Origin of the sequence: Halomonas sp. H10-9-1 (assembly GCF_040147005.1) — a bacterium.
Taxonomy (GTDB): Bacteria; Pseudomonadota; Gammaproteobacteria; order Pseudomonadales; family Halomonadaceae; genus Halomonas.
The window spans coordinates 1,785,830-1,812,736 of record NZ_JAMSHO010000001.1; the positions used below are offsets into that span (position 1 = coordinate 1,785,830).

Below are 26,907 nucleotides of genomic sequence, written 5' to 3' on the forward strand. Positions count from 1 at the left end.
CAACACTGCCCTCAAAAGGGGTAGAGGATGCCAAGATGACAACGACACAAGATATCCATTCGCCGCAGTTCTTAAGCGGCGATGAGTTCTCCATTCCCACCTTCCGCCTGCTCCAGCAGGACGGCACCCTCTTCGAGGGCGCCGAGGCGCCCGAGCTCGAGCGTGACCAGGCGTTGAAGATCTATCACACCATGGTGGCCACCCGGGTGCTCGACGAGCGCATGATGGCGGCCCAGCGCCAGGGGCGGCTCTCCTTCTACATGCAGTGCACCGGCGAGGAGGCCGCCGTGGTGGGGGCGGCGGCGGCGCTCGACGATGCCGACATGATCATGGCCCAGTACCGCGAGCAGGGAGCCCTGGTCTACCGTGGTTTCAGCTACGACGAGTTCATGAACCAGCTGTTCGGCAACGAGCTCGACTACGGCAAGGGTCGCCAGATGCCGATCCACTACGGCTCGCGCAAGCTGCACTACATGACCATCTCCTCGCCGCTGGCCACCCAGATCCCCCAGGCCGCCGGCTACGCCTATGGCCAGAAGCTCGCCGGCGAGGGCTATTGCACGCTGTGCTTCTTCGGCGAGGGCGCCGCCTCCGAGGGCGACTTCCACGCCGCCCTGAACATGGCGGCGGTGCATGAGGTCCCGGTGATCTTCTTCTGCCGTAACAACGGCTATGCGATCTCTACCCCCTCCATCGAGCAGTTCGCCGCCGATGGCGTGGCGCCGCGTGCCTTCGGCTACCGCATGCACGTGATCCGCGTCGATGGCAACGACATCCTGGCGGTGCTGTCGGCGACCCGCGAGGCGCGGCGCATCGCCGTGGAGCACAACAAGCCGGTGCTGATCGAGGCGATGAGCTACCGCCTGGCGGCCCACTCCTCCTCGGACGACCCCTCGGGCTACCGCTCGAAGAAGGAGGAAGAGGCCTGGCGCGAGAAGGATCCCATTCTGCGCATGCAGCACTGGCTGATTGCGCAGGGCTGGTGGAACGATGACGAGGAGAAGGCGCTGCAGGAGGCGCTCCGTCGCGAGGTGCTCGAGACCATGAAGCGCGCCGAAAAGCGTCCGCCGCCCCCACTGGATAGCCTGGTCAGCGATGTCTATGCCGACGTCACCCCGGCGTTGCAGCGCCAGCTCGACCGCCTCAAGACCCATATCCGCCAGTATCCCGAGAGCTACCCGAAGGGGGCGCGCTCCCTGGACCCGGACGTGAAGGTCCGCGATGACGCCAGCAACCCAGACGTCCAAGGAGGGGAGTGAGATGCCGACCATGAACATGTTGCAGGCGATCAACAATGCCCTGGATATCGCCATGGCCGAGGATGACAAGGTGCTCTGCTTCGGCGAGGACGTCGGCATCTTCGGCGGTGTCTTCCGCGCCACCAGCAACCTGCAGGAGAAATACGGCCGTGCGCGCTGCTTCAACACGCCGCTGGTGGAGCAGGGGATCCTCGGCTTCGCCAATGGCCTGGCCGCCCAGGGCTCGGTGCCGGTGGCGGAGATCCAGTTCGCCGACTACATCTTTCCGGCCTTCGACCAGATCGTCAACGAGACCGCCAAGTTCCGCTACCGCTCGGGTGACCTGTTCAACGTCGGCGGCCTGACCATCCGCACCCCCTATGGCGGCGGCATCTCGGGCGGGCTCTACCACTCCCAGTCGCCGGAGGCCTACTTCGCCCATACCCCGGGGCTCAAGATCGTGGTGCCGCGCAACCCCTACCAGGCCAAGGGGCTGCTGCTGGCGGCGATCCGCGACCCGGACCCGGTGCTGTTCTTCGAGCCCAAGCGGCTCTATCGCGCCGCCATCGGCGAGGTGCCCGAGGAGGATTACCAGCTGCCCATCGGCGAGGCGGAGGTGACCCGCGAGGGTACCGACGTCACCGTACTCGGCTGGGGCGCGCAGATGGAGGTGATCGAGCGCGCCGTGGAGCTGGCCGAGAAGGAGGGCATCTCCTGCGAGGTGATCGACCTGCGCTCCATCCTGCCCTGGGACGAGGAGAGCGTGGTGGAGTCGGTGCTCAAGACCGGGCGGCTGGTGATCACCCACGAGGCGCCGCTGACCGGCGGCTTCGCCGGCGAGATCGCCGCTACCGTGCAGGAGCGCTGCTTCCTCTACCTGGAGTCGCCCATCGCCCGGGTGACCGGCCTGGATACGCCCTTCCCGCTGACCCTGGAGAAGGAGTACCTGCCGGACCACCTCAAGGTGTTCGAAGCGATCAAGGCCAGCGTGGCCTTCTGATCCGATATCGGAAGCGACCAGTCGAGGAGACGACGAGATGAGCGATTTCATGCTGCCCGATATCGGCGAAGGTATCGTGGAGTGCGAAGTAGTGGAGTGGCGCGTCGCCGAGGGCGACGTGATCGAGGAGGACCAGCCGGTGGTCGAGGTGATGACCGACAAGGCGCTGGTGGAGATCACCGCGCCCGAGCCGGGGCGTGTCACCCGCCTCTATGTGGCCCAGGGCGACATCGCCAAGGTCCACGCCCCGCTCTTCGCCTATGAGGCCGAGGACACCGCGGGCGACGAGCCGGCTGACCGCCCGGCGCCCGAGGCCCGGCCGGCATCCGCGGCCTCGTCGGCGGCCCCGGCGCCCAGCGCCGCCGAGCCGGAACGCGACGGCGAGCCGGAACGCGACGGCGAGCCGGGCGAGGCGTCGGCGAAGGACTTTATCCTGCCCGATATCGGCGAGGGCATCGTCGAGTGCGAGGTGGTGGAGTGGCGCGTCGCCGAGGGCGAGCGGATCGAGGAGGACCAGCCGCTAGTCGACGTGATGACCGACAAGGCGCTGGTGGAGATCACCGCCCCCGAGGCGGGGGTGGTGCACCACCTGCATGTCGCCCAGGGCGAGGTCGCCCGGGTCCATGCGCCGCTGTTCGCCTATGTGCCGGAGGGTGCCGATGACCAGGCGGCTGCCGATTCCGCACCGGCGGCGAAAGACCAGGCGACCCCCACCGCGGCGGCCACTCGCCGGGTCGAGTCCTCTGCGCCGGCCACCACGGAGTCCCCTGAGGCGCAGGGGCGCGGCCCCTATGGCCGGATTCCGGCGGCCCCCGCGGTACGCCGCCTGCTGCGCGAGCACGGCCTGGCCGTGGAGCATGTGCCCGGCAGTGGCAAGCAGGGGCGCGTGCTCAAGGAGGATGTGCAGCGCTATCTTGAGAAAGGCAAGCTCGCGCAGGGCGAGGCACAGCCGTCCCGCGGCAGGCCCGCCGAGGAGCGCGAGGCGAGCGGGCCCGTGGCGGCGCCTCGCCCCGAGGAGGAGGTGCGTGTGGAGCCGCTGCGCGGGGTGCGCGCGGTGATGGCTCGGCGCATGGTGGAGGCGGCCAGCACCATTCCCCACTTCCAGTATGGCGAGGAGATCGATGTCACCGAGCTGCTGGCGCTGCGCGAGCGGCTCAAGCCCCGGGCCGAGGGCGTGCGCCTGACGCTGATGCCCTTCTTCATGAAGGCGATGGCGCTGGCGGTGCGCGAGGCGCCGATCCTCAATGCGCGCCTCAACGAGGCGGTCGACGAGATCCACTACCTGTCCTCGGTCAACGTCGGCATGGCGGTGGATAGCCGTGCGGGCCTGCTGGTGCCCAACGTCAAGGGGGTGGAGCGCCTCTCCCTGCTGGGCATCGCCGGAGAGGTGGCGCGGCTGACCGAGGCGGCGCGAGCCGGCAAGGTGGCCCAGGAGGATCTCAAGGGGGGCACCATCAGCATCTCCAATATCGGCGCCCTGGGCGGTACCTATGCAGCCCCGATCATCAACGCCCCGGAGCTGGCCATTGTCGCCATCGGCAAGACCCAATGGCTGCCGCGCTTCGATGCCGAGGATCGGGTGGTCAAGCGGGCGATCATGACGGTGACCTGGGCGGGCGATCATCGGGTCATCGACGGCGGGACCATCGCGCGGTTCTGCAACGCCTGGAAGGGTTATCTGGAAGCGCCCGAGACGATGCTGCTGAACTTGAGCTGATGGCCATGCCCCAGGCGCCCTTGCAGCAGTTCTATATTCCCGAAGAGCAGTCGATCTACCTGCTCAGCCAGGACGACGCCCGCAAGCTCAAGGCGTGGGTGGCGCTCTGCCAGGAGCAGCTGGAGCAGCTCGGCTACCGGAATATCGAGCTGGTCGGCAAGGGTGCCTATGGGTTCGTCTTCGCCGGCGTCACCGCCCTGGGGGACGAATACGTCTTCAAGTTCACCCGGATCAACCTGCCCCAGCACCTGCAGGACCGCCTCGAGGAGGAGGCCTTCATGCTGGAGCAGGTCGATCATCCGCGGGTACCGCGGCTGATCGCCTATCAGCGGGTGCGCCACCAGTCGATCCTGGTGATGCAGCGAGCGCCGGGGTTGAACCTCGAGGAGGTCTCCCTGCGCGAGGGGCGCCTGTCGCCGCGGCTGATCGTGCGCATCGCCGACCAGATCGCCGATATCCTGCGCGCCCTGCGGCGCGAGGCGGGGCCCGCCGGCAAGCCCATCGTGCATGGTGATATCAAGCCCTCCAACCTGGTCTTCGATGGCCGCGACGAGAGCATCGCCCTGATCGACTGGGGCTCCTCGGTGTTCGCGCAGCTCGACGCCAACCAGCAGTTCGTGGCCGCCAACGTCATGGAGCTGATGTCCGACAACCTGCAGCAGACCAACGCCCGACTGGGGGATGTCTATTTCATCGGCGAGGAGCAGCTCAATGGTGCGCTCTCCTCGCCGCGTTTCGACGAGCAGGGGGCCGCCGGTGCCCTCTATGCGCTGGCCTCGGCGCAATCCTGCCGTTTCGGCCATCACGCCATTCCGGCCACCTCGCTGGGGCTGCCGGTGGAGTTCGCGCGCATGCTCGACGGCATGCTGGATCCCGACCCGCGCCTGCGCGCGAAGGCCGGCGACCACTTCATCCGCGAGATGCCGCGCCTGGCACGCACGGTGATGATCGACCTTCCCGAGGCGGCCGAGGTGGCACTGGTGCCGGTATGGGGACGCCCCGCCAGCCGCGAGATCGATACCGTGGTGTACAGCTCGCGCAAGGCCTTCCTGCGCGAGGAGGGCGCCCCCGAGACCCTCAACGACGTCAATGACGTGCAACTCGACCGCTACTACAAGAACTTCATGCAGGGCATGGGGGAGACCGAGAAGGCGTTCCTCGCCGCGGTGAGTCGACTCGGCCGGTACCCGGTGGTGGGGGGGCTGGCGGTACGCTGGGAGAGCGACGGGGTATATATCGATACCACCCTGAACCTGCACGATCCGGCGCTGAAGCCGGCCTTCATCGCCGCGGTCAACAACATGGTCAACCTGGCCCGGGCCATCTATCGCCAGGGAATCTTCAAGAGCTGCCTGTTCAATGCCCGCGACACCCTGCACCTGGAGCGCGAGGGGCCGGAGCAGCCATTCGTGATCAAGCCGGACATGCGGCTGCACTATGAGGTCAGCGCGGTGCCGGAGCTGGAGGACCGCACGCGGCTGCATAGCTACTTCGAGGATGGTCCCGACCCCGAGGAGTTTCTGGTGTTGCCCGAGGCGATCATCACCTCTCTGGAGGCCCTCAACGATATCCACCACACCGGCATGATCATCTTCGAGGCGCTGCCGGCGCACCTCAAGATCCACAGCTACTACCGCCTGCTGGACTCCTCCCGGGAAGCCGAGTTCCGCGCCCGGCTGGAGGAGATCCTCGCTGCCGTGGGGCTGATCGAGGGACTCGGCGTCTCCGGCTTCATGAAGATGCCCTACAAGGACACCCGCTTCTTCCCGCACGTGGAGCGTCAGCCCGAGCGGTTCTACCCGCGCAACCCGCGCCAGCTCCTGGACTCGCCCGACTGATGCAAGGTCGCGGATGCCGTGAAGGTGGCGCTGCCCGCATGGCGAAAATCATCGCGCAAGGCGCCGGAAGGCCTCGGGCGAGCAGGGGGCTATAGGGACGCCGCCGCTCGGGCGGCCTGGTCGTAGAGCCCCGACATCGCGCGCAGCATGCCGGCCAGCCGGCTGGTCTCCTCGGGTTCGATACCCAGCGAGGAGAGCGACTCGATCAGGCAATCCTCGCGAATCTCGGCATAGCGCTGGCAGGTGCTGCGCCCGACATCGGTGGTCCTGAAGAAGGTCTCCTTGCCGTGCTTCTCGCCGTGAACCAGGTCGAGCTTGGCGAGCTTCTTGAGCGCGTAGGTCACGGTATGGCTGTCCTCGACATTAAGTACCAGACAGATGTCCGAGAGACGCTTGGCGCGCTTGCGATGGTTGACGCTGTGCAGGACCAGCACGTCCAGCGGCCCCAGCTCCGGGTAGCCGGCGGCGGTCATGCAGCGCACCATCCAGCGAGTAAAGGCGTGGGAGGCGATGATCAGCCCGAACTCGAACTCCGACTGCTCCTGGGCCCGATGCGAGAGATGCTCCGAGGAGACGATGGGGCCGCTGGTGCGGCCCTTCGGTGAGGCGGTGGAAGATGATGACATGGCTAGTGGCTCATGGCGCTGGGCAGATAGGTGACGATGGCAGGGAACAGGCTGATCAGCACGACCCCGAGCATCATCAGGAAGAAGAACGGCATGGCGGCCCAGGCGATGGAGAGGATGTTGCGGCCGGTCATGCCCTGGAGCACGAACAGATTGAAGCCCACCGGCGGCGTGATCTGTGACATCTCCACCACGATCACCAGGAAGATGCCGAACCATATCAAGTCGATACCCGCCGCTTCCACCATGGGCAACATGATCGAGGTGGTCAGCACTACCACCGAGATACCGTCGAGGAAGCAGCCCAGCAGGACGAAGAAGAGGGTCAGGGCGGCCAGCAGCATCCAGGGCGACAGGTCCATGGTGCCGATCCAGGCAGCCAGGTCGCTGGGCAGGCCGGTGAAGCCCATGGCAGCAGTCAGGAACGAGGCGCCGGCGAGGATGAAGGCGATCATGGTCGAGGTACGCACCGCGCCGAGCAGGGCATCGCGGAAGGTGGTGCGGTTCATGTTGCCCTGTACGCGGGCCAGGATCAGCGAGAGTACGACACCCACGGCGGCCGCCTCGGTGGGGGAGGCCAGGCCGGTGTAGATGGAGCCGATGACGCCGACGATCAGCGCCAGCATGGGAATCAGGCGGCGTGCGCGGCGCAGCTTCTCGGCCAGTGGCAGGCTCTCCTCGGCGGGCGGGACGCGATCCGGATAGCGCCAGGACCACAGCATCAGGTAGAGGCCGAACAGCGAGATCAGCATCAGGCCAGGCAGGATACCGGCCATGAACAGGCGCGAGATGGACTGGTCGGTGGCCACGCCGAACACGATCAGGATGATCGACGGCGGAATCAGCAGCCCCAGGGTGGCGGAGCCGGCCAGGGTGCCGATGATCAGGCTCTCGTCGTAGCCGCGGCGGGTCAGTTCGGGAATGGTCATCTTGCCCATGGTGGCGCAGGTGGCCGCCGAGGAGCCCGAAACGGCGGCGAACAGTCCGCAGCCCACCACGTTGGTATGCAGCAGGCGGCCGGGGATGCGCTGCATCCAGGGCGACAGGCCGGTGAACATGTCATCGGCCAGGCGCGAGCGGAACAGGATCTCGCCCATCCAGATGAACATCGGCAGGGCGGTCAGCTCCCAGCTGTAGCTGGAGCCCCAGATATCCGAGGCCATGACATCGCCGGTGGGGATCGAGGTGAACTGGGAAAGGCCCAGCCAGCCCAGGGCGAGTAGCGAGAAGCCTACCCACACGCCGCTGCCGAGCAGCAGCAGCAGGGCGCCGAAGAGGACCAGCATCATGATAAGCATAGGGTGTCTCCGGGGCTCACTCGTGGCCGCTGTCGTCGATGGTGAAGTCGTGTGGCGCGCGCACGGCGGCGGTCAAGGTCTGGAAGAGGCATTCGATCAGGGACAGGCAGAAGATCACCACGCCGGCGAGCATCGCCGACTGGGGGATCCAGAGCGGAATGCGCAGTAGCCCGTAGGAGGTCTCGTTGAAGGCGATGCTGTCGTCGAGCAGCCAGTAGAGGTTCCAGGCCAGGTAGAGCGCAAGGGCCAGGGCGACGGAGAGACAGAAGACCTCGACCCAGGCACGCACTGCCGGGGGCAGGCGGCCGATCAGCAGGGTGACGCGGATATGGCCGCCGTGCACGAAGGTATAGGCGAGTCCCAGGAAGCTGGCGCCGACCAGCAGGAAACCGGAGATCTCGGAGAGGCCGGGAATCGCCAGGCCGATGCGGTCGCCACCGATGGCGGTAGCGATCTTGTCGATGATGCGACCCACGATCTGGGCGCTGATCAGCAGGCAGATCAACGTCAGGCAGGCGGCGGCCAGATAACCGCCCAGGTTGTAAAGTGAACGTAGTCGATAGGTCATGGGTGTTATCCAATGGACGGTTCAGCCGTGAAAGGCTCAGGACCGCCCCGGACGCTGGCCCGGGGCGGTCGGGGCGGGGTTACTCCCTGGCGCTCTGGTAGGCCTCGAGGATCGCCTGACCCTGCTCGCCGGCGCTTTCGACCCACTCCTGGGTCATGGTCTCACCCACTTCCTTGAGCTTTGCGGCCAGTGCCTCGCTGGGCTCGTCGACCACGATGCCATTCTCCTCGAGCACCGCGAGGGCGTCGTCGGTCTCCTGGCGGCTCATCTCCCAGCCGCGGGTCTCGGCCTCGGCGGCGGCGTCGAGCAGTGCCTGCCGGGTGGCCTCATCCAGGCGCGAGAAGGCCTTCTCGCTGACGATGATCATGTTCTTGGGCAGCCACAGCTGGGCGTGGTTGAAGTGGCTCAGGTAGTCCCAGGCCTTGGTGTCGGCGCCGGTGGCCGGCGAGGTGATCATGGCCTCGACGCGACCGGTGCTGAAGGCGGTGGGGATGTCGGGAACCTCCACCTGGGTGGGCACCGCGCCGGTGAGCTGGGCGATGCGCTCGCTGGCGGTGTTGTAGGCACGCATGCTCAGGTTCTTGAGGTCGTCGCCGCTCTCGATGGCCGTGTTGGTGTAGATCCCCTGAGGCGGCCACGGCACGGCAAACAGCAGGCGCAGGCCCTGCTGCTCGAGCTCCTCGGCGATGATCTCCCGCGAGGCCTCCCACAGATCCCAGGCCTCTTCATAGCTGGCGGCCAGGTAGGGCACCGAGTCCACCTCGAAGATGGGGTTCTCGTTGGCCAGTCGGGACATGATCAGCTCGCCCATGGGCACGATGCCGCGGCGCACGGAGTTCTTGATCTCGGCATGGCCGATCAGCGATCCGTTGGAGTGCACGGTGATATCCAGTTCGCCGTCGGTGGCCTCGCGCACGTCGTCGGCGAACTCGCGGATGTTCACGGTGTGGAAGGTGCGATCCCCATAGGGGGTGGGCATGTCCCACTCGGTGGTCGCCTGGGCAGTGGTGCTCAGGGTGGCCAGGCTGACGCCGAGGGCCGCAGCGGTGGCCAGGTGGGGAAACCGGGATTGGATAACAGGCATCGAGATGTCCTCGTGTAATGATCGTTGTTGTGCAGCTCGCATGGCAGATGTCACCGACTACGCTTTCAGAGTGTAGTGGGTGGAAGGCCGTGAGGTTAGGCGCTGGCCGTTTGGTGAGTCAACGATATCTAGACGAATGGATGATGTGTTATCAGCAAAACGTTGATAAATTCACTGTATTGTTTTCGATCAGGAGGCTCCTATGCGGTTACGTCCCTTGCTGCTCAATGCCGACATGGGCGAGAGCTTCGGCCCCTGGGTGATGGGGATGGATCACGAGGTGATGCCCCACGTCGACCTGGCCAACGTGGCCTGCGGCTTTCACGCCTCGGATCCCGACGTGATTCGTATGACGGTTCGCCTGGCCGCCAAGCATGGGGTCCGGGTAGGCGCGCATCCCGCCTACCCGGACATGGTGGGCTTTGGCCGCCGCTCCATGGCCTGTTCGACGGAGGAGGTGGAGAACCTGGTGCTCTATCAACTGGGTGCGCTCTACGGGCTGTGTCGAGCCGAGGGCGTATCGGTGAATTATGTGAAGCCCCATGGCGCTCTCTATAACGACATGGCACGCGACCCCGAGCTCATGGGCGCAGTGATGAGGGCGATACTCGCCTTCGACCCCGACCTGCCGCTGATGACCATGGCCACCCGGGACACCCGGGCGGTGCGTGAACTGGCCGAGGCACAGGGCATCACCCTGTGGTTCGAGGCCTTCGCCGACCGCGCCTACGACAGCGAGGGCAGGCTGGTCTCCCGCCGCGAACTGGGGGCGGTGCACCACGACTGTGAGGTGATTGTCGATCAGGCGGTACGCATTGCCAGCGGCAAGCCACTTGTCGCCAGCGACGGCAGTGAACTGATACTGGCCGCCGATACCCTCTGCGTGCATGGCGATAATCCCGAGTCCATCGCCGCGGTGAAGGCGATACGCGAGGCCCTGAACCGGCTCGGGGCCGAGGCATGAGCCGCGGGATGGGCCGTGAGGCGCGCCTGCCACGCATCGAGTCGGCCGGCCTGGATGGCTGGATGGTGCGGCTCTTCGAGCGAATCGATGAGCAGAACCTGGCCTGGCTGGGCGCGCTGGGACGCCGCTGCGAGGTCGAGTTCGGTGCAGCGCTGGTCGACCTGGTGCCGTCCTACACCACCCTGCTGGTGGTGTTTGATCCACTTCGGCTCGCGCCTGCCTCGGCGAGGCAACGCCTGGCGGCACTGCTGGTGGATCTCGAGCCGGGGGAGGCGGCCGCGGCCGGAGAGGTGCGTGAACTGCCCACCTGGTACGACCCCAGCGTGGGGCCGGATCTCGAACGCATCGCCCTGCATACGGGCATGCGCGTGGAGGAGGTGATTGATCGTCATGCCGGCCGGGAGTATCGCGTCTTCGCGTTGGGCTTCGCGCCCGGTTTCGCCTTCATGGGGCTGCTCGATGAGCGCCTCGAGACGCCCAGGCTCGACACGCCGCGCCAGAGGGTGCCGGTCAACAGCGTGGCCATCGCCGGCCGGCAGACCGCCGCCTATCCGGCGGTGTCACCGGGGGGCTGGAACCTGCTGGGACGCACCTCGGCACGCCTGTTCGATCGCCACCGTGAGGGCTTCAGCCTGCTCAAGGTGGGCGACCGGGTGCGCTTCGTGCCGGTGGACCTGGCCACTTTTGAGCGCCAGGGCGGCGATGCGACGCCGGTGGAGGGGCGGGCATGAGTAAATATACCGTTATCGGGCTTCGCGTCGAACGTGCCGGCCCTCTGGCCCTGTTGCAGGACGCTGGTCGGTTCGGAGTGCGCCGCCTTGGCGTGACCCAGGGCGGGCCGGCCGACCTGCACGGCTGGGCCTGGGCCAACCGCCTGGTCGACAATGCCTGGGGCACCCCGGCGCTGGAGATCACCTTCGGCGGTCTCAAGCTGGTTGCCGAGCGTGATCTGACGATCGCGGTGGCGGGGGGCGACCTGAGTGCCACCCTGGAGGGGAGGCCTCTTCCCCTGTGGCAGCCGGTAAGCCTGCGGGAAGGCCAGGCCCTGGCATTCGCTGCGCCGCGCAACGGCCTGAGGGCCTATCTGGCCGTGGCAGGGGGCTTCCAGGCCGAGCCGGTGCTGGGCAGCGTGAGCTGCGTGGTGCGTGAGGGGCTGGGCGGTTTCGATGGAAGTGGCGGCAAGCTCGCGGACGGTGACCGTCTGGCGGTGACCGCCGATGCTGGTCGACGCGTCCAGGAAAAGGGGTTACCCGCGGCGGAATGCCCGGACTATGCCTCGCCGGCAACGCTGGCGTTGCTGCCGGGTGCCCAGGTGGCGGATTTTACCGGTGACAGCCTGTTCGCCGCCTTCAACCGTCCCTGGCGGGTGGATGATCGTGCCGATCGCATGGGGGTGCGCCTGACTGGACCGAAGCTGGCGTGCCGGATCGGTTCGTTGATCTCGGAAGGGATCGGACTGGGGGCGGTGCAGGTGCCCCCCGACGGGCAGCCCATCGCGCTGCTCAACGACCGTCAGACCATCGGCGGCTATCCGCGGCTGGGAGCGCTGACACCGCTGTCGGCATCGCGCCTGGCCCAGTGTCTGCCGGGCCAGGAGGTGCGCCTGGCCGCCACCACGCTGGAGCGCGCGCTTTCCGGGCAACGCCGCTTCCGCGACGCCGTGGCCGGCTGAACGCCCTCAGGCGCCCAGGCCGCTCTCGCGCAGCAGCTGGTCGATGCTGGTGGGCGCCCGGGAAGCCTGGCCTCCCTCCATCAGCAGCTCGGCCTCGAGTGCCGCGACGCCTCTTTCCAGGCAGCGTTCGATAAGTAGCGTCTTGCTCAGGCCGGTGGTCTGGACGAGGTGCTCGAGACGTTCATCCAGTTCACGCGGGAGTCGCAGTAGATGAGGCATGTCACGTTCTCCATTATTAGAGGCTTGCCGTGTTACCCGACATTGGCCATCCTTGCAGGCCTTCATGTCGCTACCATGACAGATTTTAAGGAGTGTGGCACCGGGACGACCCGGCTTGCCTTCCACGTTGCGGGGACGGCCTCGCCGGGATAGGAAGAACGACGATGGGATTTGCCTGGACGATGCTGGTCGCGGCGGGGCTGCTGGAGGTGGCCTGGGCAGTGGGGCTCAAGGCCTCGCAGGGCTTCACCCGGTGGTGGCCGAGCCTGTTCACCGTGACCACCATGCTGGTGAGCTTCTATCTGCTGGCCCAGGCCATGAAGACACTGCCGCTGGGCACCGCCTATGCGGTGTGGGTCGGCATCGGGGCAGTGGGTAGCGTGCTGCTCGGCATCCTGATCTACGGAGACAGTGCCTCTCCGCTGCGCCTGGCCAGCCTCGCACTGGTGCTGGTGGGGCTGGTGGGTCTCAAGCTGGCGGGGTAAAGCCTGCACAGTTGATCATGTCAGCCCCTGCTGGCGCATCGCCTCGCTGATGATCGGCACCGGCGTCATCAGGTGCTCGCGCATCATGGCGGTGGCGCGTTCGCTGTCGCGGGCCAGGATCACCTCGACCAGCGCGGCGTGCTCGCGGCGCTTGCGCTCCAGGGCCGCCTCGGAGAGCACTGTCTCGCGCAGCCAGAGGTGGCGATAGCGCTCCACCTGGTCGAACAGGCTCTGGCGGATCTGCAGCAGGTGTGATGACTGGCAGCCGCTGACGATGGCGCTGTGGAACGCCTGGTGGCGGGTGTCCCAGACGTCGAGCAGCTCCTCGGGGGTGTTGACCTCCATCACCTTGGCGAGAGTGTGGGCGCGAGCCAGGATCTCGGCCTCCCAACTGTCGTCGCCACGCTCGATGGCCAGCCCGAGCAGGAGCCCCTCGAGCTGGGCCCGGGCGTCGTAGAGATCGGCCAGCTCGGCCATCGACATCGGTGCCACCCGGAAGCCGCGCTGGCTGATGGCCACCACCAGGCGCTCCGCTACCAGCTGGGAGAGCGCCTCGCGCAGGGGGCCGACGCCCAGGTCGTAGCGCTCCTTGAGCCGGCTCATCAGCAGTTTCTCGCCGGGCTTGAAGACGCTGCGGATGATGTCCTTCTTCAGGTGGTGGTAGGCACTGATCCCGAGATTCTCGCGGGCCGCCGGGATATCGAGGGGCATGGTATCCATGATGTCGTCATTTTGTCCGTGTGCCTGACATGATAGCCGAATATCGGTACTCCCGGTAATGCCTCTCACCGTTCCGCCCGTGACTCCCCGCTCCAGGCCAGGGGCTTGCGCCCGCGCCAGAATCACTCTTCGCCGCCGTCCACTTCCACCGGGCTGGGCTTGAGCGCCTGCCAGGCCGCATAAGTGCTGAGAAATACCCGGCCGGTCAGGTCATCCAGGAAGTCGCTGCGCTTCAGGCGGTCCATCACCGGGCCCTTGACCTCGGCCAGGTGCAGCGTGACTTGTGCCTCGTGCAGGCGCTCGTTGATGGCATCCAGGCTCTCCAGCGCCGAGGCGTCGATCAGGTTGACCGCCGAGCAGATCAGCACCACGTGTTCCAGGCCGGGTTGGCGGGCCACCATCTGCAGCACCGTGTCCTCAAGGTAACGGGCATTGGCGAAGTAGAGGCTCTCGTCGATGCGCAGGAAGGCGACATCGGTCAGCGTCTCGACCTCGTGACGCCGCATGCTGCGGAAGTGCTCGGTGCCGGGAATACGTCCCACCACGGCGCTGTGGGGGCGGCTGGTGCGATACAGGAAGAGACCGATGGAGAGCACCACGCCGCTGATGATGCCGGCCTCGACCCCCTCCGCCAGCGTCAGCAGGATGGTCACCGCCATGGCCGAGAAGTCGCTGCGTGAGTAGCGCCAGGTCTGGCGAATCAGCGGGATATCGACCAGGGTGAGAATCGCCACGGTGATGGTGGCGGCCAGGGTGGCGATGGGCAGGTGGTGCAGCAGCGGCGTGAACAGCAGTGTCGCAAGGCCGATGCCCAGGGCCGCGAAGAGCCCGGCCAGCGGTGTCTGGGCCCCCGCCTCGTCATTGATCACGGTGCGCGACAGTCCGCCGGTGACCGGCATGCCGGCGGTGAAGGCCGCGGCCAGGTTGGCGCCACCCAGGCCGACCAGTTCCTGGTTGGGGGATATCCGTTGGCGGCGCTTGGCGGCGAGCATCTGGGCCATGGAGATCGACTCCACGAAGCCCACCACACTGATCAGCAGGGCCGGAATCAGCAAGACGCGCCACAGGGTGAGATCCAGGCTCGGCAGGGTCAGCGGCGGCAGCCCGGCGGGAATGGCCCCGACCACGGCGACGCCGCGTTCGGCGAGCCCCAGGTGCCAACTGAGCAGGGTGGTGGCGACCACCGCCAGCACCGGGCCGCTGCGCGCCACCAGGCCGGCGGTGGAGGCGGCGAGCCCCAGTCGCGTCAGCAGGCGGCTGGCATGGCGGCGACTGGCGATCAGCAACAGCAGGGTGCCCAGGCCGATCGCCAGGGTGGGCCAGTGCAGCCGATGGAGCTGCCCGGCGATGCTGGCCAGCAGGTCGAGGGCGTTGTAGCCGCTGGCCGAGATCCCGGCCAGGTGGGCCGTCTGGCCGATGGCGATCAACACCGCGGAGGATGAGAGGAAGCCGGCGATCACCGGGTGGCTCAAGAAGTTGGCGAAGAAGCCCAGGCGCAGCAGGCCCATGGCGACCAGCATCGCACCGGAGAGCAGCGACAGCACCAGCGCCGCTTGTACATAGGCCTCGCTGCCCGGCGTGGCCACATTGGACAGCGCCGCGCCGGTCATCAGCGCGATGATTGCCACCGGGCCGATCGCCAGGGTGCGGCTGGTGCCGAGCAGGGCATAGAGCCCGGCCGGCAGCAGGCTGGCGTAGAGCCCCACCACGGCGGGCAGCCCGGCGAGCAGGGCATAGGCCAGCGACTGGGGGATCACCATCACGGTGACGATCACGCCGGCCAGCAGGTCGGCTCCCAACAGGCGTCGATTATAGTGGGGCAGCCAGGTCAGTATCGGCAGATGGCGCTTGAGCATCCTGTCCTTGCTCGGCTTGGGGAAATAAGCCATTAGCCTAAACGATATTAGTGCTCGCGTTCAGGGTTGGTTAGCATCGAATGAAACAGGCTTGCCGGCCAGGCCTGTGTTGGCCACGACAAGACCCATACACGCCCCTCACAACATGCAAGGACACGCCATGAAGCCCGAAACCATCGCTCTCCATCACGGCTACGCCCCCGACGACCAGCACGCCGTGGCGGTGCCGATCCATCAGACCACCTCGTTTTCCTTCGACAGTGCCCAGCACGCCGCGGATCTGTTCGACCTCAAGGTCGAGGGCAATATCTACTCGCGGATCATGAACCCCACCTGCGGCGTGCTCGAGCAGCGGGTCGCGGCGCTGGAGGGCGGCATCGCCGGCCTGGCGGTGGCCTCGGGCATGGCGGCGATCACTTACGCCATCCAGACCATCGCCGAGACGGGGGACAATATCGTCTCGATCAGCGAGCTCTACGGCGGTACCTACAATCTCTTCGCCCATACCCTGCCGCGCCAGGGCATCGAGGTGCGCTTCGCCGACAAGGCGGACCTCGCCGGCCTCGAGGGGCTGATCGACGAGCGTACCAAGGCGGTGTTCTGCGAAAGCGTCGGCAACCCCTCCGGTGGGGTGGTCGACATGGAGGCACTGGCCGAGGTCGCCCATCGCCACGGCGTGCCGGTGATCGTCGACAATACCGTGCCCACCCCCTTCCTGTGGCGGCCCATCGAGCATGGCGCCGATATCGTCATCCACTCGGCCACCAAGTATATCGGTGGGCACGGCACCACCGTGGGTGGGGTGATCGTCGACTCCGGCAAGTTCCCCTGGGCCGACAACGCCGAGCGCTTCCCCCTGCTCAACCAGCCGGATGTCTCCTACCACGGCGTCTGCTATACCCGTGATCTGGGCGAGGCGGCCTTTATCGGGCGCGCCCGTGTCGTCCCGTTGCGCAACATGGGGGCCGCGCTCTCCGCCCAGGCGGCCTGGCAGCTGCTGCAGGGCCTCGAGACCCTGGGGCTGCGCATCGAGCGCATCTGCGACAACGCCCAGCGTATCGCCGAGTACCTGCAGGGCCACGCCGCCGTGACCTGGGTGCAGTATGCGGGTCTCGAGGATCACAAGGACCACGCCCTGGCGCAGAAGTACATGGGCGGGCGCGCCTCGGGCATCCTCAGCTTCGGCATCAAGGGCGGCCGCGAGGCCGGCGCGCGCTTCTACGACGCCCTGGGGCTGGTGCTGCGCCTGGTCAATATCGGTGACGCCAAGACCTGCTCGTCGATCCCGGCGGCCACCACCCACCGCCAGCTCAATGACGAGGAGCTGGCCAAGGCGGGCGTGACCGCGGACATGGTGCGGCTCTCCATCGGCATCGAGCATGTCGACGACATCATCGCCGACCTCGACCAGGCGCTGGCGGCGAGCCAGGCTTGAGATCCCCTGTAGGACCGATGCTCCGACGGCTGCAGTAGGAGGGATGCTCCGCATCGCGACTGGAGGGCGAAGCCCTCCCATGCAGTTTATTGCCTTGCCGGCTGCGTGACCTCTCGCGGCCGGCTCTGCCATGCCGACCAGGAGTAGAGGGCGAGCCCCGTCCAGATCAGCACGAAGGTAGCCAGCTGAACGCCCGAGAGCGGCTCGCCGAATGCCAGCAGGGCGATCAGAAACTGGATGGTGGGGTTGATGTACATCAGAAAGCCCAGGGTCGCCAGGCGCAGCCGCCGGGCGGCCCCAGCGAAGGCGAGCAGCGGCAGGGCGGTGATCACCCCGCTGGCGATCAGCAGCAGGGTGGTGCGTGTATCGCCCAGGAAGTGGGAGAGCTCCAGGTGGCTCAGCCAGCCCAGGGCGATCAGCCCCAGCGGCAGCAGCAGCAGGGTTTCCACGAACAGGCCCGAGAGGCCGTCCAGCGGCACCTGCTTGCGCAACAGGCCGTAGGTGCCGAAGGAGAAGGCCAATGCCAGGCTGATCCAGGGGAGCTGGCCCAGCATCACCAATTGCATGACGATCGCCAGCGCGGCCAGTGCCACCGCCGCCGCCTGCAGTCGGTGTATGGTCTCGCGCAGCACCAGCATCCCGAGGGCCACGTTGACCAGCGGGGTCATGAAGTAGCCGAGGCTCGCCTGGAGCACGTGGCGGGTCTCCACCGCGTAGATGTAGAGCCCCCAGTTCAGGGCGATCAGCAAGGCACAGCCCAGCACCCGGCCCAGGCGGCGGGGCTGGCCCAGGGCCTGGCGGATCGGCGCCCAGCGCCCGAGCAGGGTCACGAGTCCGACCAGGAACAGGCAGGACCACAGTACCCGGTGGATCAGGATCTCGAAGGCGGGCACTCCCTCGAAGAGGGCGAAGAACAGCGGGAAGCAGCCCCACATGCCGTAGGCGGCCAGCCCGAACATGACGCCCTGGCGGGCCTCGCGATCGGCAGGGGGGGAGGTGGTGGTGGTCATTGGGGGTCTCGTGGCGAAACAATCTGTCAACTTAGCAGGCTATTGGGTGCCATTCCATGGCGCCGGCTGACGCTGGTTGCCACTCTGGGGTAGTCTGGGCGCCAACATCCTCACCGCAAGGGGAAGAAAGATGAGCGAGTTGAGAACGACCCTGGTGCAGTGTGACCTGCGCTGGGAGGAGCCGGCGGCCAACTGCCGGATGCTGGAGGAGACCCTGGGCGGTCTCGGCGGCGACCAGACCGACCTGATCGTGTTGCCGGAGATGTTCGCCACCGGCTTCACCATGAACTCCCGCGAGATGGCCGAGCCCATGGTGGAGAGCGCGACCGTGGCCTGGCTGCGTGAGCAGGCCTGGCAACGCGGCTGCGTGGTCACCGGCAGTGTGGCGATCGTCGAGCATGGCAATTACTTCAACCGCCTGGTGTGGGCGCGGCCCGACGGCTCCATCGCCACCTACGACAAGCGCCATCTCTTCCGCATGGCCGGCGAGCACGAGCGCTATGCCATGGGACACGAGCGAGTGATCGTCGAGCTCAAGGGCTTTCGCATTCTGCTCAGTGTCTGCTACGACCTGCGCTTTCCGGTGTGGCTGCGTCAGCAGCCCGACCCGAGCGAGCACTTCGAGTATGACGCCCTGCTGTGCGTAGCCAACTGGCCCGCGCCGCGGCGCCACCCCTGGCGAGTGCTGCTGCAGGCCCGGGCCATCGAGAACCTGTGCCCGGTGATCGGCGTGAATCGCGTCGGCGAGGATGCCAAGGGGTTGCCCTATGCCGGCGACTCGATGCTGGTCGATGCCAAGGGAGAGGCGCTGATCGACGAGCCCGAGGGTGTGGCCTTCGTCAGGACCGCCAGCCTCTCTCTCGAGGAGTTGCAGGCGTTTCGTGAAAAGTTTCCCGCCTGGCGCGATGCCGACCATTTCCGCCTGGCGGATGGGGTGGGCAACTGATGCGCCTCGACCGTTTCCTGAGCGAGTCCACCGAGCTCACCCGCAGCCTGGCCAAGAAGGCGATGCATCGCGGCGAGGTCAGCGTCGATGGCGAGGTCATCAAGAACCCGGCCACCCAGTTGGGCGAGTCCAGCCGGGTGACCTGGAATGGCCGGCCACTCGCCCTGGTGGGGCTGCGCTACGTGATGCTGCACAAGCCGGGCGGTGTGGAGTGTAGCGCACGGCGCAGCCTCTATCCGCGGGCCATCGACCTGATCGAGCTGCCCATGATCGAGCGCCTGCAGACGGTGGGGCGCCTGGATGTGGATACCACCGGACTGGTGCTGCTGAGCGATGATGGCCAGTGGTCGCATCGGGTCACCTCGCCCAAGCGTCGCTGCGGCAAGGTCTACCGGGTGACCCTGGCCGACCCGCTGGAGGGGAGCGCCCTCGATGACGCTGTCGCGCGCTTCGCCGAGGGGCTGCTGCTCGACGGCGAGGAGAAGCCCACTCGCCCGGCCGAGCTCGCCATGCGCGAGCCGACCGTCGCCGAGCTGACCCTCTTCGAGGGCAAGTATCACCAGGTGAAGCGGATGTTCGCGGCCATCGGCCATCTCGTCGTGGCCCTGCACCGTGAGTCCATCGGCCCGCTGTCGCTGGGCGAGTTGGCCGAGGGGGAGTGGCGCGAGCTGAGCGTGGAGGAGGTCGCGGCCTTCTAGCCGGCGGTGGTTGCTGGCGGCAGGGTATCGGCGGTGAGCGCAGACCAGGTGGCGCTGCGATTGCGCCCTTGGTACTTGGCCTGATAGAGCGCCTTGTCGGCGAGCCCCAGCAGGGCGATGGGTTCCCGGGCATGGCAGGGGTAGGTCGCCACGCCGCATGACAGCGTGATATTGGGCAGGGGGATGTTCCCGTGGCGCAGCACGAGCTCGCTGGCCCGGGTGACGAGCTCCCGGGCGCGAGTCTCGGCGCGCTCGGTAGTGGCGCCGGGCAGCAGCGCCACGAACTCCTCGCCGCCCAGCCGGCATACCACATCGGCATTGCGGAAGTGGCTCTGCAGTAGCCCGGCCACCGCCATCAGCACGCTGTCTCCCGCCTCGTGGCCATACTGGTCGTTGATCTGCTTGAAGTGATCCAGATCGATCATGATCAGCGACAGCGGCGCCCCTTCGCGGTCGGCGCGACTCGCCTCGTGTTGCATCAGCTCGTCGAAGTAGCGGCGATTCTTGAGCCCGGTGAGCGGGTCCTCGTAGGAGAAGCCTTCGAGCTTGCGTACCAGGCAGTCGAGCTTGGCGGTGCGCTCGCGTACCTGCTCCTCGAGGCGCCGATTGAGGCGCGATAGCTGGCGCTGGGTGCGGCGGTAGTGCCACAGCGATACCCCCACGATGGCCAGCGAGAAGGCCAGCAACCCCAGGCTGACCGGCACCTTGCGCCAATCCAGCAGGCCATGGGCAACCGCCATGTCCGCCATCAGCAGCCCCGCCATCAACGCGAAGCTGCCGATGATCCAGCGCTGCTCGGTTTCCAGGCGACGGAAGTGCCAGGCGGCCAGGGCCAGCATCAGCGGCAGGGTGATCGACAGCATCAGGTCGAAGGGAGGAAAGGTGCTGGCCACGATCACCAGGCCCAACTGGCTGAGCCCCAGTGCGGCGACAAGATAGACCAGATGCAGTCGCCACAGCATGCCCATGAAGCGTCGTGGTGTTCCCGAGAGCCAGTGCGTCAGCAGCAGCCCCATGCCCACCGGCAGCGTGAAGTAGCCGGCGGCGGCCAGGCTGTCCCACAGCAGCGCCCGGTCGATGAGCAGCTGGCTGAATTGGGTCTCGGCGAGGATCATGGTACTGGCCGCCAGCGAGAAGAGGGCCACGGCCCCCAGGCTCTGGCGTTGCGCCCCGATGAGCGCGAAGCTGCCGGCGAGCAGGGCCAGGAGTAGCGAGAAGGCGCTGATCACCACATCGTCCCAGGAGCGCTGCACGATCAGCGTCAGCACATCCAGGCGATCCGTGACCCTAACCTCGCCCCACAGGCCGATATCGGTGTAGTCGGAGAAGGCCCTGACGTGAAGCGTCTTGCCGGCGAAGTCCTCCGGTAACTCGAGCATGTGCCAGGGCCAGCCGGCAAAGCGGCCGCGGCCCTGCTCGTCGAACTCGCCGTACTGGTAGAGCGGCTCCCCGTCCAGGAAGAACTGGGCGATCAGGTCGATGCTGTAGATGTAGATCACCGGGTCGCGCCACTCCCCTGCGAGAAGCACCGTGCGTAACCACAGGTGCTCCTGGCCGGCACGGCCTGGGGGGGTTGGAGGGAAAGTCGATGGCCTGCCATTCGTTGCTGCCGGCGTCATCCAGCCAGGCGGGGGAGCCCGAGGCATCCCGAGGAGAGTCTCCCCAGCGCCACTCCCAGCCGGCCAGGTCCCTGGGCGGCGCCGTGGCGGCAAGCAGTGCACCGGATAGCAGCAGGCCCAGCAATACGGTGACAGCCAGGATCAAGGGGCGCATCGGACACCCATTGGTGAGAAGGATGCGCGAGTATAGGCCAGGGAACGGACCGTAGCCCTGTTCGAATGGAGGGGGACATCAACGTATGCCGGGTGCCAGGCCGGCGGCCTTGACCAGGGCCCGGGTATAGTCGCTGCGCGGGTTGGCCAGTACCTCGAGGCACTCTCCCTCCTCGATCATCTCGCCCTCCTTGAGCACCATGATGCGGTGGGCCATGGCGCGTACCACGGCCAGGTCATGGCTGATGAAGAGGTAGCTCATGCCGTGGCGTGCCTGGAGGTCGCGCAGCAGGTAGACCAGCTGCTTCTGCACGGTGCGGTCGAGTGCCGAGGTGGGCTCGTCGAGCACCAGCAGGGCGGGCTCGAGGATGATCGCCCGCGCCACGGCGATGCGCTGGCGCTGGCCGCCGGAGAACTCGTGGGGATAGCGGTCGGCGCAGTCGGCCGGCAGGCCCACTTCGCGCAGGGTATCGGCCACCCGGCGGCGCACCTCGGAGTGTGCCAGCTCGGGGTGGTGGAAGCGTAACCCCTCGCTGACGATATCGGCGACCGGCAGGCGCGGGGAGAGCGAGCCGTAGGGGTCCTGGAAGACGATCTGCACGCGCTGGCGCATGCGTCGCAAGGCGCTGCCGGAGAGGCCATCCAGGCGGGTGCCATCGAGGTGGATCTCGCCGTGACTCTCCACCAGGCGCAGCAGCGCCATGGCCAGGGTGGTCTTGCCGGAACCCGACTCGCCGACGATGCCCAGGGTCTCGCCGCGATCGAGGGTCAGCGACAGTGGCCGCACCGCCTCGAAGGCGGGCGGACGCGGCATGAAAAGCTTCTTGGGGCGCTGGAAGCGCACGCCCAGGCGTTCGGCGCGCAGCAGCGGTCGCCCCGTGCCGGCCGGCACGGGGCGACCCTCGGGTTCGGCCTCAAGCAGGGTACGGGTGTAGGCGCTCTGGGGGGAGGTGAAGACGCGCTCCACCGGCCCCGTCTCCTGCTCGCGCCCCTGGAAGAGCACGCAGACCCGGTCGGCATGCCGGCGCACCAGGTTGAGGTCGTGGGTGATAAACAGCATGCCCATGCCGTGGTGGTCGCGCAGCTCGGCGAGCAGGGCGAGGATCTCCTGCTGCACGGTGACGTCCAGCGCGGTGGTGGGCTCGTCGGCGATCAGCAGCTCGGGGTTGTTGGCAATCGCCATGGCGATCATCACCCGCTGGCGCTGGCCGCCAGAGAGCTGGTGGGGCCAGGCGTCGACCAGCTCCTCGGCACGCGGCAACTTCACCTGGGACAACAGTTCGATCACCCGGGTACGTGCCGCGCGGCCGGAGAGCCCCTGGTGCAGGCGCAGGGTCTCGCCGATCTGCTTGCCCACGGTGTGCAGGGGGTTGAGCGAGGTCATCGGCTCCTGGAACACGAAGCCCACCCGGCCGCCGCGCAGGCCTTGCCAGTCGCGGTGGCGCAGGCGCGCGAGGTCGGTGTCGACCAGGGTTCGACCGCCGCTGACGCTGGCATTGCCCGGCAGCAAGTTCATGGCCCCCAGTGCCGACACGGACTTGCCGGAGCCGGACTCGCCTACCAGGGCCAGGGTCTCGCCGCGCCCGACGCTGAGGCTGAGCCGATCCACCACGGTGACGCCATCGAAGGCGACGGAGAGCTCCTCGAGACGCAGCAGGTCAGGCATCGGCGGGGCTCCTCTCGACGGCCGGGGCCGGGGTGGCGTGCTGGATATGGCGGGGGTCGAAGGCGTCGCGCAGCCCCTCGCCGATAAATACCAGCAGTGACAGCATCAACGACAGGCTGACAAAGGCGGTGATGCCGAGCCAGGGGGCGTGCAGGTTGTTCTTGCCCTGGGCGACCAGCTCGCCCAGCGACGGCGAGCCCGGTGGCAGCCCGAAGCCCAGGAAGTCCAGCGCGGTGAGGGTGGTGATGGCGCCGGTGAACAGGAAGGGAATGAAGGTCAGGGTGGCGACCATGGCGTTGGGCAGCACGTGGCGCCACATGATCAGCCGCGGCGTCAGCCCCATGGCCCGGGCGGCGCGTACATACTCCAGGTTGCGTGCGCGCAGGAACTCGGCGCGCACCACGTCGACCAGGCCCAGCCAGGAGAACAGCAGCATGATCCCCAGCAGCCACCAGAAGCCGGGCTGCACGAAGCTGGCCAGGATGATCAGCAGGAAGAGCACCGGTAGCCCCTGCCAGATCTCGGTGAAGCGCTGGCCGATCAGGTCGGTCTTGCCGCCGAAGTAGCCCTGGGTGCCCCCCACCAGCACGCCCATGGCCAGCGAGCCGGCGGTCAACACCAGGGCGAAGGCGACCGACAGGCGGAAGCCGTAGATCACCCGGGCCAGCACATCGCGCCCCTGGTCGTCGGTCCCCAGCCAGTGGCGGGTGTCGGGCGGCGCCGGTGAGGGGCGCATCATCTGCATGTCCAGGGTCTGGTAGGAGAACGGGACCGGTGGCCACAGCGCCCAGCCGTGCTCCTCGATCTGGGCGCGCACGAAGGGGTCGTGATAGTCGGCGGTGGTGGGCAGGAAGCCGCCGAACTCGGTCTCGGGGTAGTCCACCAGCAGCGGCACGTACCACTCGCCCTGGTACTGCATCACCAGCGGCTTGTCATTGGCGATCAGCTCGGCGGCGAGGCTCACCACGAACAGCGCGGCGAAGATCCACAGCGAGACCCAGGCGCGGCGATTGGCGCGGAACACGCCGAAGCGGCGCCGGGTGATGGGCGAGAAGCGTTGCGCCAGGGGCGTTGCAGCATGGGCCATCGGCTCAGGACTCCCGTGTCTCGAAGTCGATGCGGGGGTCCACCCACACATAGGTCAGATCGGAGACCAGCTTCAGCAGCAGGCCGATCAGCGTGTACAGATAGAGGGTGCCGAAGATCACCGGGTAGTCACGCTGCATCACTGCCTCGAAGCCGAGCAGGCCGAGCCCCTCCAGCGAGAAGATCACCTCGATCAGCAGTGACCCGGTGAAGAAGATCGACACCAGCGCGCCGGGCAGGCCGGCGATGATGATCAGCATGGCGTTGCGGAACACGTGGCCGTAGAGCACGCGCTGGTCGCTGGCGCCCTTGGCCCGGGCGGTGAGCACATACTGCTTGTGGATCTCGTCCAGGAAGCTGTTCTTGGTGAGCATGGTCAGGGTGGCAAAGCTGCCGATGGTCATGGCGATCACCGGCAGGGTGATGTGCCAGACATAGTCCTTGACCTTGCCCCAGGCCGAGAGCTCGTCGAAGTTCGGCGAGGTGAGCCCGCGCAGCGGGAAGAGGTCCCAGTAGCTGCCGCCGGCGAATAGCACGATCAGCAGGATCGCGAACAGGAAGCCGGGGATGGCGTAGCCGACGATCACCAGTCCCGAGGTCCAGACGTCGAAGCGCGAGCCGTGGTGCAGCGCCTTGCGAATGCCCAGCGGGATGGAGATCAGGTAGACCAGCAGGGTAGTCCAGAGCCCCAGCGATACCGACACCGGCAGGCGTTCGATCATCAGCTCGATCACCGGTCGGTCGCGGAAGAAGCTCACCCCGAAGTCGAAGGTGGCGTAGTCGGCCAGCATGCCCAGGAAGCGCTCGTGGGCCGGCTGGTCGAAGCCGAACTGCGCCTCGAGCTGCTCGATGAAGCGCGGATCGATGCCCCTGGCGCCGCGGGACTCGTCCTGAACCACCACCTCGCCGCCGCCGGTATCGAGGCGCGTACTGGACATGCTGTCGACACCTTCGAAGCGGGCCAGCATCTGGTCGATGGGCCCGCCGGGGGCGGCCTGCACGATGATGAAGTTGAGTAGCATGATGCCCAGCAGGGTGGGGATCATCAGCAGCAGGCGACGCAGGACATAGCGGCTCACGTTCGCGCTCCTCCCCGGTTGCGGTTGTCACGGGTCGACATGCCCCTAGCCTCCCTGCTGTCGGCGTTCGATGGTCGCCGCGCGTTCGGGGTCCACCCACCAGGCCTCGAGGTCCATGCCGTATTCGGGGGATGGCTCCGGCCAGCCGAACTTGTCCCATACCGCGAGTCGCGTCTCGCCGGAGTGGTAGTGGGGGATGACGATGAAGCGATGGCGCAGCACGCGGTCCAGGGCGCGGGTGAGGGTGTTGAGCGTGTCACGGCTGTCGGCGCGGATCAGACGGTCGACCAGGTCGTCCACCACCGGGTCGGCCAGGCCCATCAGGTTGCGGCTCTGGGGCACCTCGGCATAGTCGCTGGTCCAGAACTCGCGCTGCTCGTTGCCGGGGTTGTTGGACTGCGGGAACTGTCCGACCACCATGTCGAAATCGAAGCTGCGCAAGCGGTTGAGGTACTGGTTGATATCGACGATGCGGATGGTGCCACGGATGCCCAGGCGTGCCATGTTGCGCAGCATCGGCTGGACCACCCGCTCCATGCCGGTGTCGTAGAGCAGTACCTCCAGCTCCAGCGGCCGTCCCGAATCGGCATCCACCAGGCCGCCGTCGCGGACTTCAAAGCCTGCCTCGCGCAGCAGGTCCAGGGCCAGGCGCAGCCGCTCGCGCAGTGTCTCGGGATGATCCATGGGCAGCGGTTCGCTGAACACGTCGTCGGGAAGCGCGTCACGCCAGGGCTCCAGCACCTCGAGCTCGGCGTCACTGGGCAGCCCCTCGGCGGCCATCTCGGAGTTCTGGAAGAAACTCTCGGTGCGCCGGTAGGCGTCGTAGAAGATGTTGGCGTTGAGCCAGGGGAAGTCGAAGGTCAGCGCCAGGGCCTCGCGGACCCTCGGGTCCTGGAACGTCTCCTTTCGCAGGTTGAAGATAAAGGCCTGCATCGGTGCCGGCTGGCCATCGGGCACGCTGACCTTCTTCACCAGCCCCTCCTCGAAGGCCGGGAAGTCGTAGCCGGTGGCCCAGGTGGCGGCACGGGCATCGACGCGGTAGTCGAGGATACCCGCCTTGAAGGCCTCCCAGGCGATGTCGCGGTCGCGGTAGTAGTCGTAGATGAGGCGATCGATGTTGTGGCGCCCTCGCTTCGCCGCAAGGTCGCGCCCCCAGTACTCCTCCACCCGCGCATAGACGATGCGCCTGCCCGGGTCGACCTCGGCGATGCGATAGGGTCCGGAGCCGGGGTGGGCATCGAGGGTCGGGGAGCTGAAGTCGCGCCCTTCCCAGTAGTGCTTGGGCAGCACCGGCAGCTGGCCGACGATCAGCGGCAGCTCCCGGGAGTGACTGGACGCAAAGTCGAAACGCACCGTGTCCTCGTCCAGGGCGGTGACGCTCTCCACGTCGGCGTAGTAGGCGCCGTAGAAGGGGTTGCCCTGCTCGGTCAGCAGGCTGAAGCTGAAGACCACATCTTCGGCGGTCACCGGCTCGCCGTCGTGGAAACGCGCCTCGGGCCGCAGGTCGAACTCGATCCACTCGCGTTCGGGGTCCAGCCGGATGCCCTCGGCCAGCAGGCCGTAGAGCGAGAAGGGTTCGTCGGGATTACCCTCCAGGAGGGTGTCGTAGATACGCGAGACGCCGGCCGCCGGCGTGCCGCGGATGATGAAGGGGTTGGTGGAGTCGAAGCTGCCGCCTACCGCCGCCTGAGTCAGGGTGCCGCCTCTGGGTGCCTCGGGATTGACGTAGGGGAAGTGCTCGAAGCCTGCAGGGAGTCCGGGCTCACCGTAGAGGGCCAGGCCGTGGACGGTGGCCACCTCCTCGTCGGCCGGGGACTGGGCCACGGCCGGCAGGCCGCTCAGGCTCAACAGGCCAGCCAGCAGAATGGCAGCGGGCCGGGCGAAAAGCGTAACGGCAGCGGGCCGGCGTGAAGGTATTGGCATTCTGACA

General features: G+C 67.2%; 24 protein-coding genes. 11 read left to right on the plus strand and 13 right to left on the minus strand.

The window, feature by feature from the left end; all coding sequences use genetic code 11:
* Positions 1–35: 35 nt before the first annotated feature.
* Genes NFH66_RS08225 through NFH66_RS08240 form a run of 4 tightly spaced genes read left to right on the plus strand, consistent with a single transcriptional unit; the run spans position 36 to position 5,793 of the window.
* Entirely contained in the window at positions 36–1,259 is a 1,224-nt protein-coding gene (locus tag NFH66_RS08225; RefSeq protein WP_349609758.1) for a thiamine pyrophosphate-dependent dehydrogenase E1 component subunit alpha, read from the plus strand.
* Position 1,260: 1 nt separating this feature from the next.
* The gene (locus NFH66_RS08230) at positions 1,261–2,238 is read left to right on the plus strand and encodes an alpha-ketoacid dehydrogenase subunit beta (protein ID WP_349609759.1); all 978 of its coding nucleotides are present in this window, start codon (positions 1,261–1,263) and stop codon (positions 2,236–2,238) included.
* Between the two features lie 37 nt (positions 2,239–2,275).
* Positions 2,276–3,955 carry a dihydrolipoyllysine-residue acetyltransferase gene (locus tag NFH66_RS08235; RefSeq protein ID WP_349609760.1) on the plus strand — a complete coding sequence of 560 codons (1,680 nt, stop codon included), beginning with the start codon at positions 2,276–2,278 and terminating at the stop codon, positions 3,953–3,955.
* Positions 3,956–3,960: 5 nt separating this feature from the next.
* Entirely contained in the window at positions 3,961–5,793 is a 1,833-nt protein-coding gene (locus NFH66_RS08240) for a protein kinase domain-containing protein (RefSeq protein ID WP_349609761.1), read from the plus strand.
* Positions 5,794–5,882: 89 nt separating this feature from the next.
* On the opposite strand, the gene NFH66_RS08245 is transcribed toward NFH66_RS08240, so the two are convergent.
* The 4 genes from NFH66_RS08245 to NFH66_RS08260 all read right to left on the minus strand — a co-directional run bounded on the left by NFH66_RS08245 (position 5,883) and on the right by NFH66_RS08260 (position 9,369).
* The gene (locus NFH66_RS08245; protein ID WP_349609762.1) at positions 5,883–6,419 is read right to left on the minus strand and encodes a winged helix DNA-binding protein; all 537 of its coding nucleotides are present in this window, start codon (positions 6,417–6,419) and stop codon (positions 5,883–5,885) included.
* Between the two features lie 2 nt (positions 6,420–6,421).
* On the minus strand, positions 6,422–7,717 hold the full coding sequence (locus tag NFH66_RS08250; protein ID WP_349609763.1) for a TRAP transporter large permease: 1,296 nt from the start codon (positions 7,715–7,717) through the stop codon (positions 6,422–6,424).
* Between the two features lie 16 nt (positions 7,718–7,733).
* The gene (locus NFH66_RS08255; RefSeq protein WP_349609764.1) at positions 7,734–8,285 is read right to left on the minus strand and encodes a TRAP transporter small permease; all 552 of its coding nucleotides are present in this window, start codon (positions 8,283–8,285) and stop codon (positions 7,734–7,736) included.
* 79 nt (positions 8,286–8,364) lie between these two features.
* Positions 8,365–9,369, minus strand: a complete 1,005-nt coding sequence (locus NFH66_RS08260) for a TRAP transporter substrate-binding protein (protein WP_349609766.1) — start codon at positions 9,367–9,369, stop codon at positions 8,365–8,367.
* Positions 9,370–9,571: 202 nt separating this feature from the next.
* Between NFH66_RS08260 and NFH66_RS08265 the strand changes: the two genes are divergently transcribed.
* The 3 genes from NFH66_RS08265 to NFH66_RS08275 are packed head-to-tail and all read left to right on the plus strand — an operon-like array spanning position 9,572 to position 12,005.
* Entirely contained in the window at positions 9,572–10,333 is a 762-nt protein-coding gene (locus NFH66_RS08265) for a 5-oxoprolinase subunit PxpA (protein ID WP_349609768.1), read from the plus strand.
* A complete protein-coding gene (gene pxpB, locus NFH66_RS08270; RefSeq protein ID WP_349609770.1) occupies positions 10,330–11,064 on the plus strand; it encodes a 5-oxoprolinase subunit PxpB in 735 nt (244 codons plus the stop codon). The genes NFH66_RS08265 and pxpB overlap by 4 nt, the downstream gene beginning before the upstream one ends.
* Positions 11,061–12,005, plus strand: a complete 945-nt coding sequence (locus NFH66_RS08275; RefSeq protein WP_349609772.1) for a 5-oxoprolinase subunit C family protein — start codon at positions 11,061–11,063, stop codon at positions 12,003–12,005. Before pxpB ends, NFH66_RS08275 begins: the two co-directional genes overlap by 4 nt.
* A gap of 6 nt (positions 12,006–12,011) precedes the next feature.
* Here the strand turns inward: NFH66_RS08275 and NFH66_RS08280 are convergent, their stop codons facing one another.
* Positions 12,012–12,224: a YlcI/YnfO family protein gene (locus tag NFH66_RS08280; protein ID WP_349609773.1), complete on the minus strand. Its 213-nt coding sequence runs from the start codon at positions 12,222–12,224 to the stop codon at positions 12,012–12,014.
* 164 nt (positions 12,225–12,388) lie between these two features.
* On the opposite strand from NFH66_RS08280, the gene sugE reads away from it, so the two are divergent.
* Positions 12,389–12,709 carry a quaternary ammonium compound efflux SMR transporter SugE gene (gene sugE, locus NFH66_RS08285; protein WP_349609775.1) on the plus strand — a complete coding sequence of 107 codons (321 nt, stop codon included), beginning with the start codon at positions 12,389–12,391 and terminating at the stop codon, positions 12,707–12,709.
* Positions 12,710–12,724: 15 nt separating this feature from the next.
* Here sugE and csiR read toward each other — a convergent pair whose 3' ends face one another.
* Positions 12,725–13,429, minus strand: a complete 705-nt coding sequence (gene csiR, locus NFH66_RS08290) for a DNA-binding transcriptional regulator CsiR (protein ID WP_502878645.1) — start codon at positions 13,427–13,429, stop codon at positions 12,725–12,727.
* A 122-nt stretch (positions 13,430–13,551) separates the two neighbouring features.
* Positions 13,552–15,285 carry a SulP family inorganic anion transporter gene (locus tag NFH66_RS08295; RefSeq protein ID WP_349609776.1) on the minus strand — a complete coding sequence of 578 codons (1,734 nt, stop codon included), beginning with the start codon at positions 15,283–15,285 and terminating at the stop codon, positions 13,552–13,554.
* 160 nt (positions 15,286–15,445) lie between these two features.
* Between NFH66_RS08295 and NFH66_RS08300 the strand changes: the two genes are divergently transcribed.
* The gene (locus NFH66_RS08300; protein ID WP_349609778.1) at positions 15,446–16,720 is read left to right on the plus strand and encodes an O-acetylhomoserine aminocarboxypropyltransferase/cysteine synthase family protein; all 1,275 of its coding nucleotides are present in this window, start codon (positions 15,446–15,448) and stop codon (positions 16,718–16,720) included.
* Between the two features lie 86 nt (positions 16,721–16,806).
* Here the strand turns inward: NFH66_RS08300 and rarD are convergent, their stop codons facing one another.
* Entirely contained in the window at positions 16,807–17,730 is a 924-nt protein-coding gene (gene rarD / locus NFH66_RS08305) for an EamA family transporter RarD (protein ID WP_349609779.1), read from the minus strand.
* Between the two features lie 130 nt (positions 17,731–17,860).
* Between rarD and NFH66_RS08310 the strand changes: the two genes are divergently transcribed.
* Together NFH66_RS08310 and NFH66_RS08315 are read left to right on the plus strand one after the other, a co-directional pair.
* Positions 17,861–18,676: an amidohydrolase gene (locus NFH66_RS08310; RefSeq protein ID WP_349609780.1), complete on the plus strand. Its 816-nt coding sequence runs from the start codon at positions 17,861–17,863 to the stop codon at positions 18,674–18,676.
* The gene (locus tag NFH66_RS08315; RefSeq protein WP_349609782.1) at positions 18,676–19,374 is read left to right on the plus strand and encodes a pseudouridine synthase; all 699 of its coding nucleotides are present in this window, start codon (positions 18,676–18,678) and stop codon (positions 19,372–19,374) included. The genes NFH66_RS08310 and NFH66_RS08315 overlap by 1 nt, the downstream gene beginning before the upstream one ends.
* Here the strand turns inward: NFH66_RS08315 and NFH66_RS08320 are convergent.
* The 5 genes from NFH66_RS08320 to NFH66_RS08340 form a co-directional block, all read right to left on the minus strand.
* A complete protein-coding gene (locus tag NFH66_RS08320; protein ID WP_349609783.1) occupies positions 19,371–20,903 on the minus strand; it encodes a GGDEF domain-containing protein in 1,533 nt (510 codons plus the stop codon). The two genes, NFH66_RS08315 and NFH66_RS08320, sit on opposite strands and share 4 nt — an antisense overlap.
* Positions 20,904–21,225: 322 nt before the next feature.
* Positions 21,226–22,812 (minus strand): ABC transporter ATP-binding protein, encoded by a 1,587-nt coding sequence (locus tag NFH66_RS08325; RefSeq protein WP_349609784.1) that lies wholly within the window; start codon positions 22,810–22,812, stop codon positions 21,226–21,228.
* The gene (locus NFH66_RS08330) at positions 22,805–23,899 is read right to left on the minus strand and encodes an ABC transporter permease (RefSeq protein WP_349609786.1); all 1,095 of its coding nucleotides are present in this window, start codon (positions 23,897–23,899) and stop codon (positions 22,805–22,807) included. Before NFH66_RS08330 ends, NFH66_RS08325 begins: the two co-directional genes overlap by 8 nt.
* A 4-nt stretch (positions 23,900–23,903) precedes the next feature.
* On the minus strand, positions 23,904–24,977 hold the full coding sequence (locus NFH66_RS08335) for a microcin C ABC transporter permease YejB (protein ID WP_232911160.1): 1,074 nt from the start codon (positions 24,975–24,977) through the stop codon (positions 23,904–23,906).
* 45 nt (positions 24,978–25,022) lie between these two features.
* The gene (locus tag NFH66_RS08340) at positions 25,023–26,900 is read right to left on the minus strand and encodes an extracellular solute-binding protein (protein WP_349609787.1); all 1,878 of its coding nucleotides are present in this window, start codon (positions 26,898–26,900) and stop codon (positions 25,023–25,025) included.
* Positions 26,901–26,907: the final 7 nt, after the last annotated feature.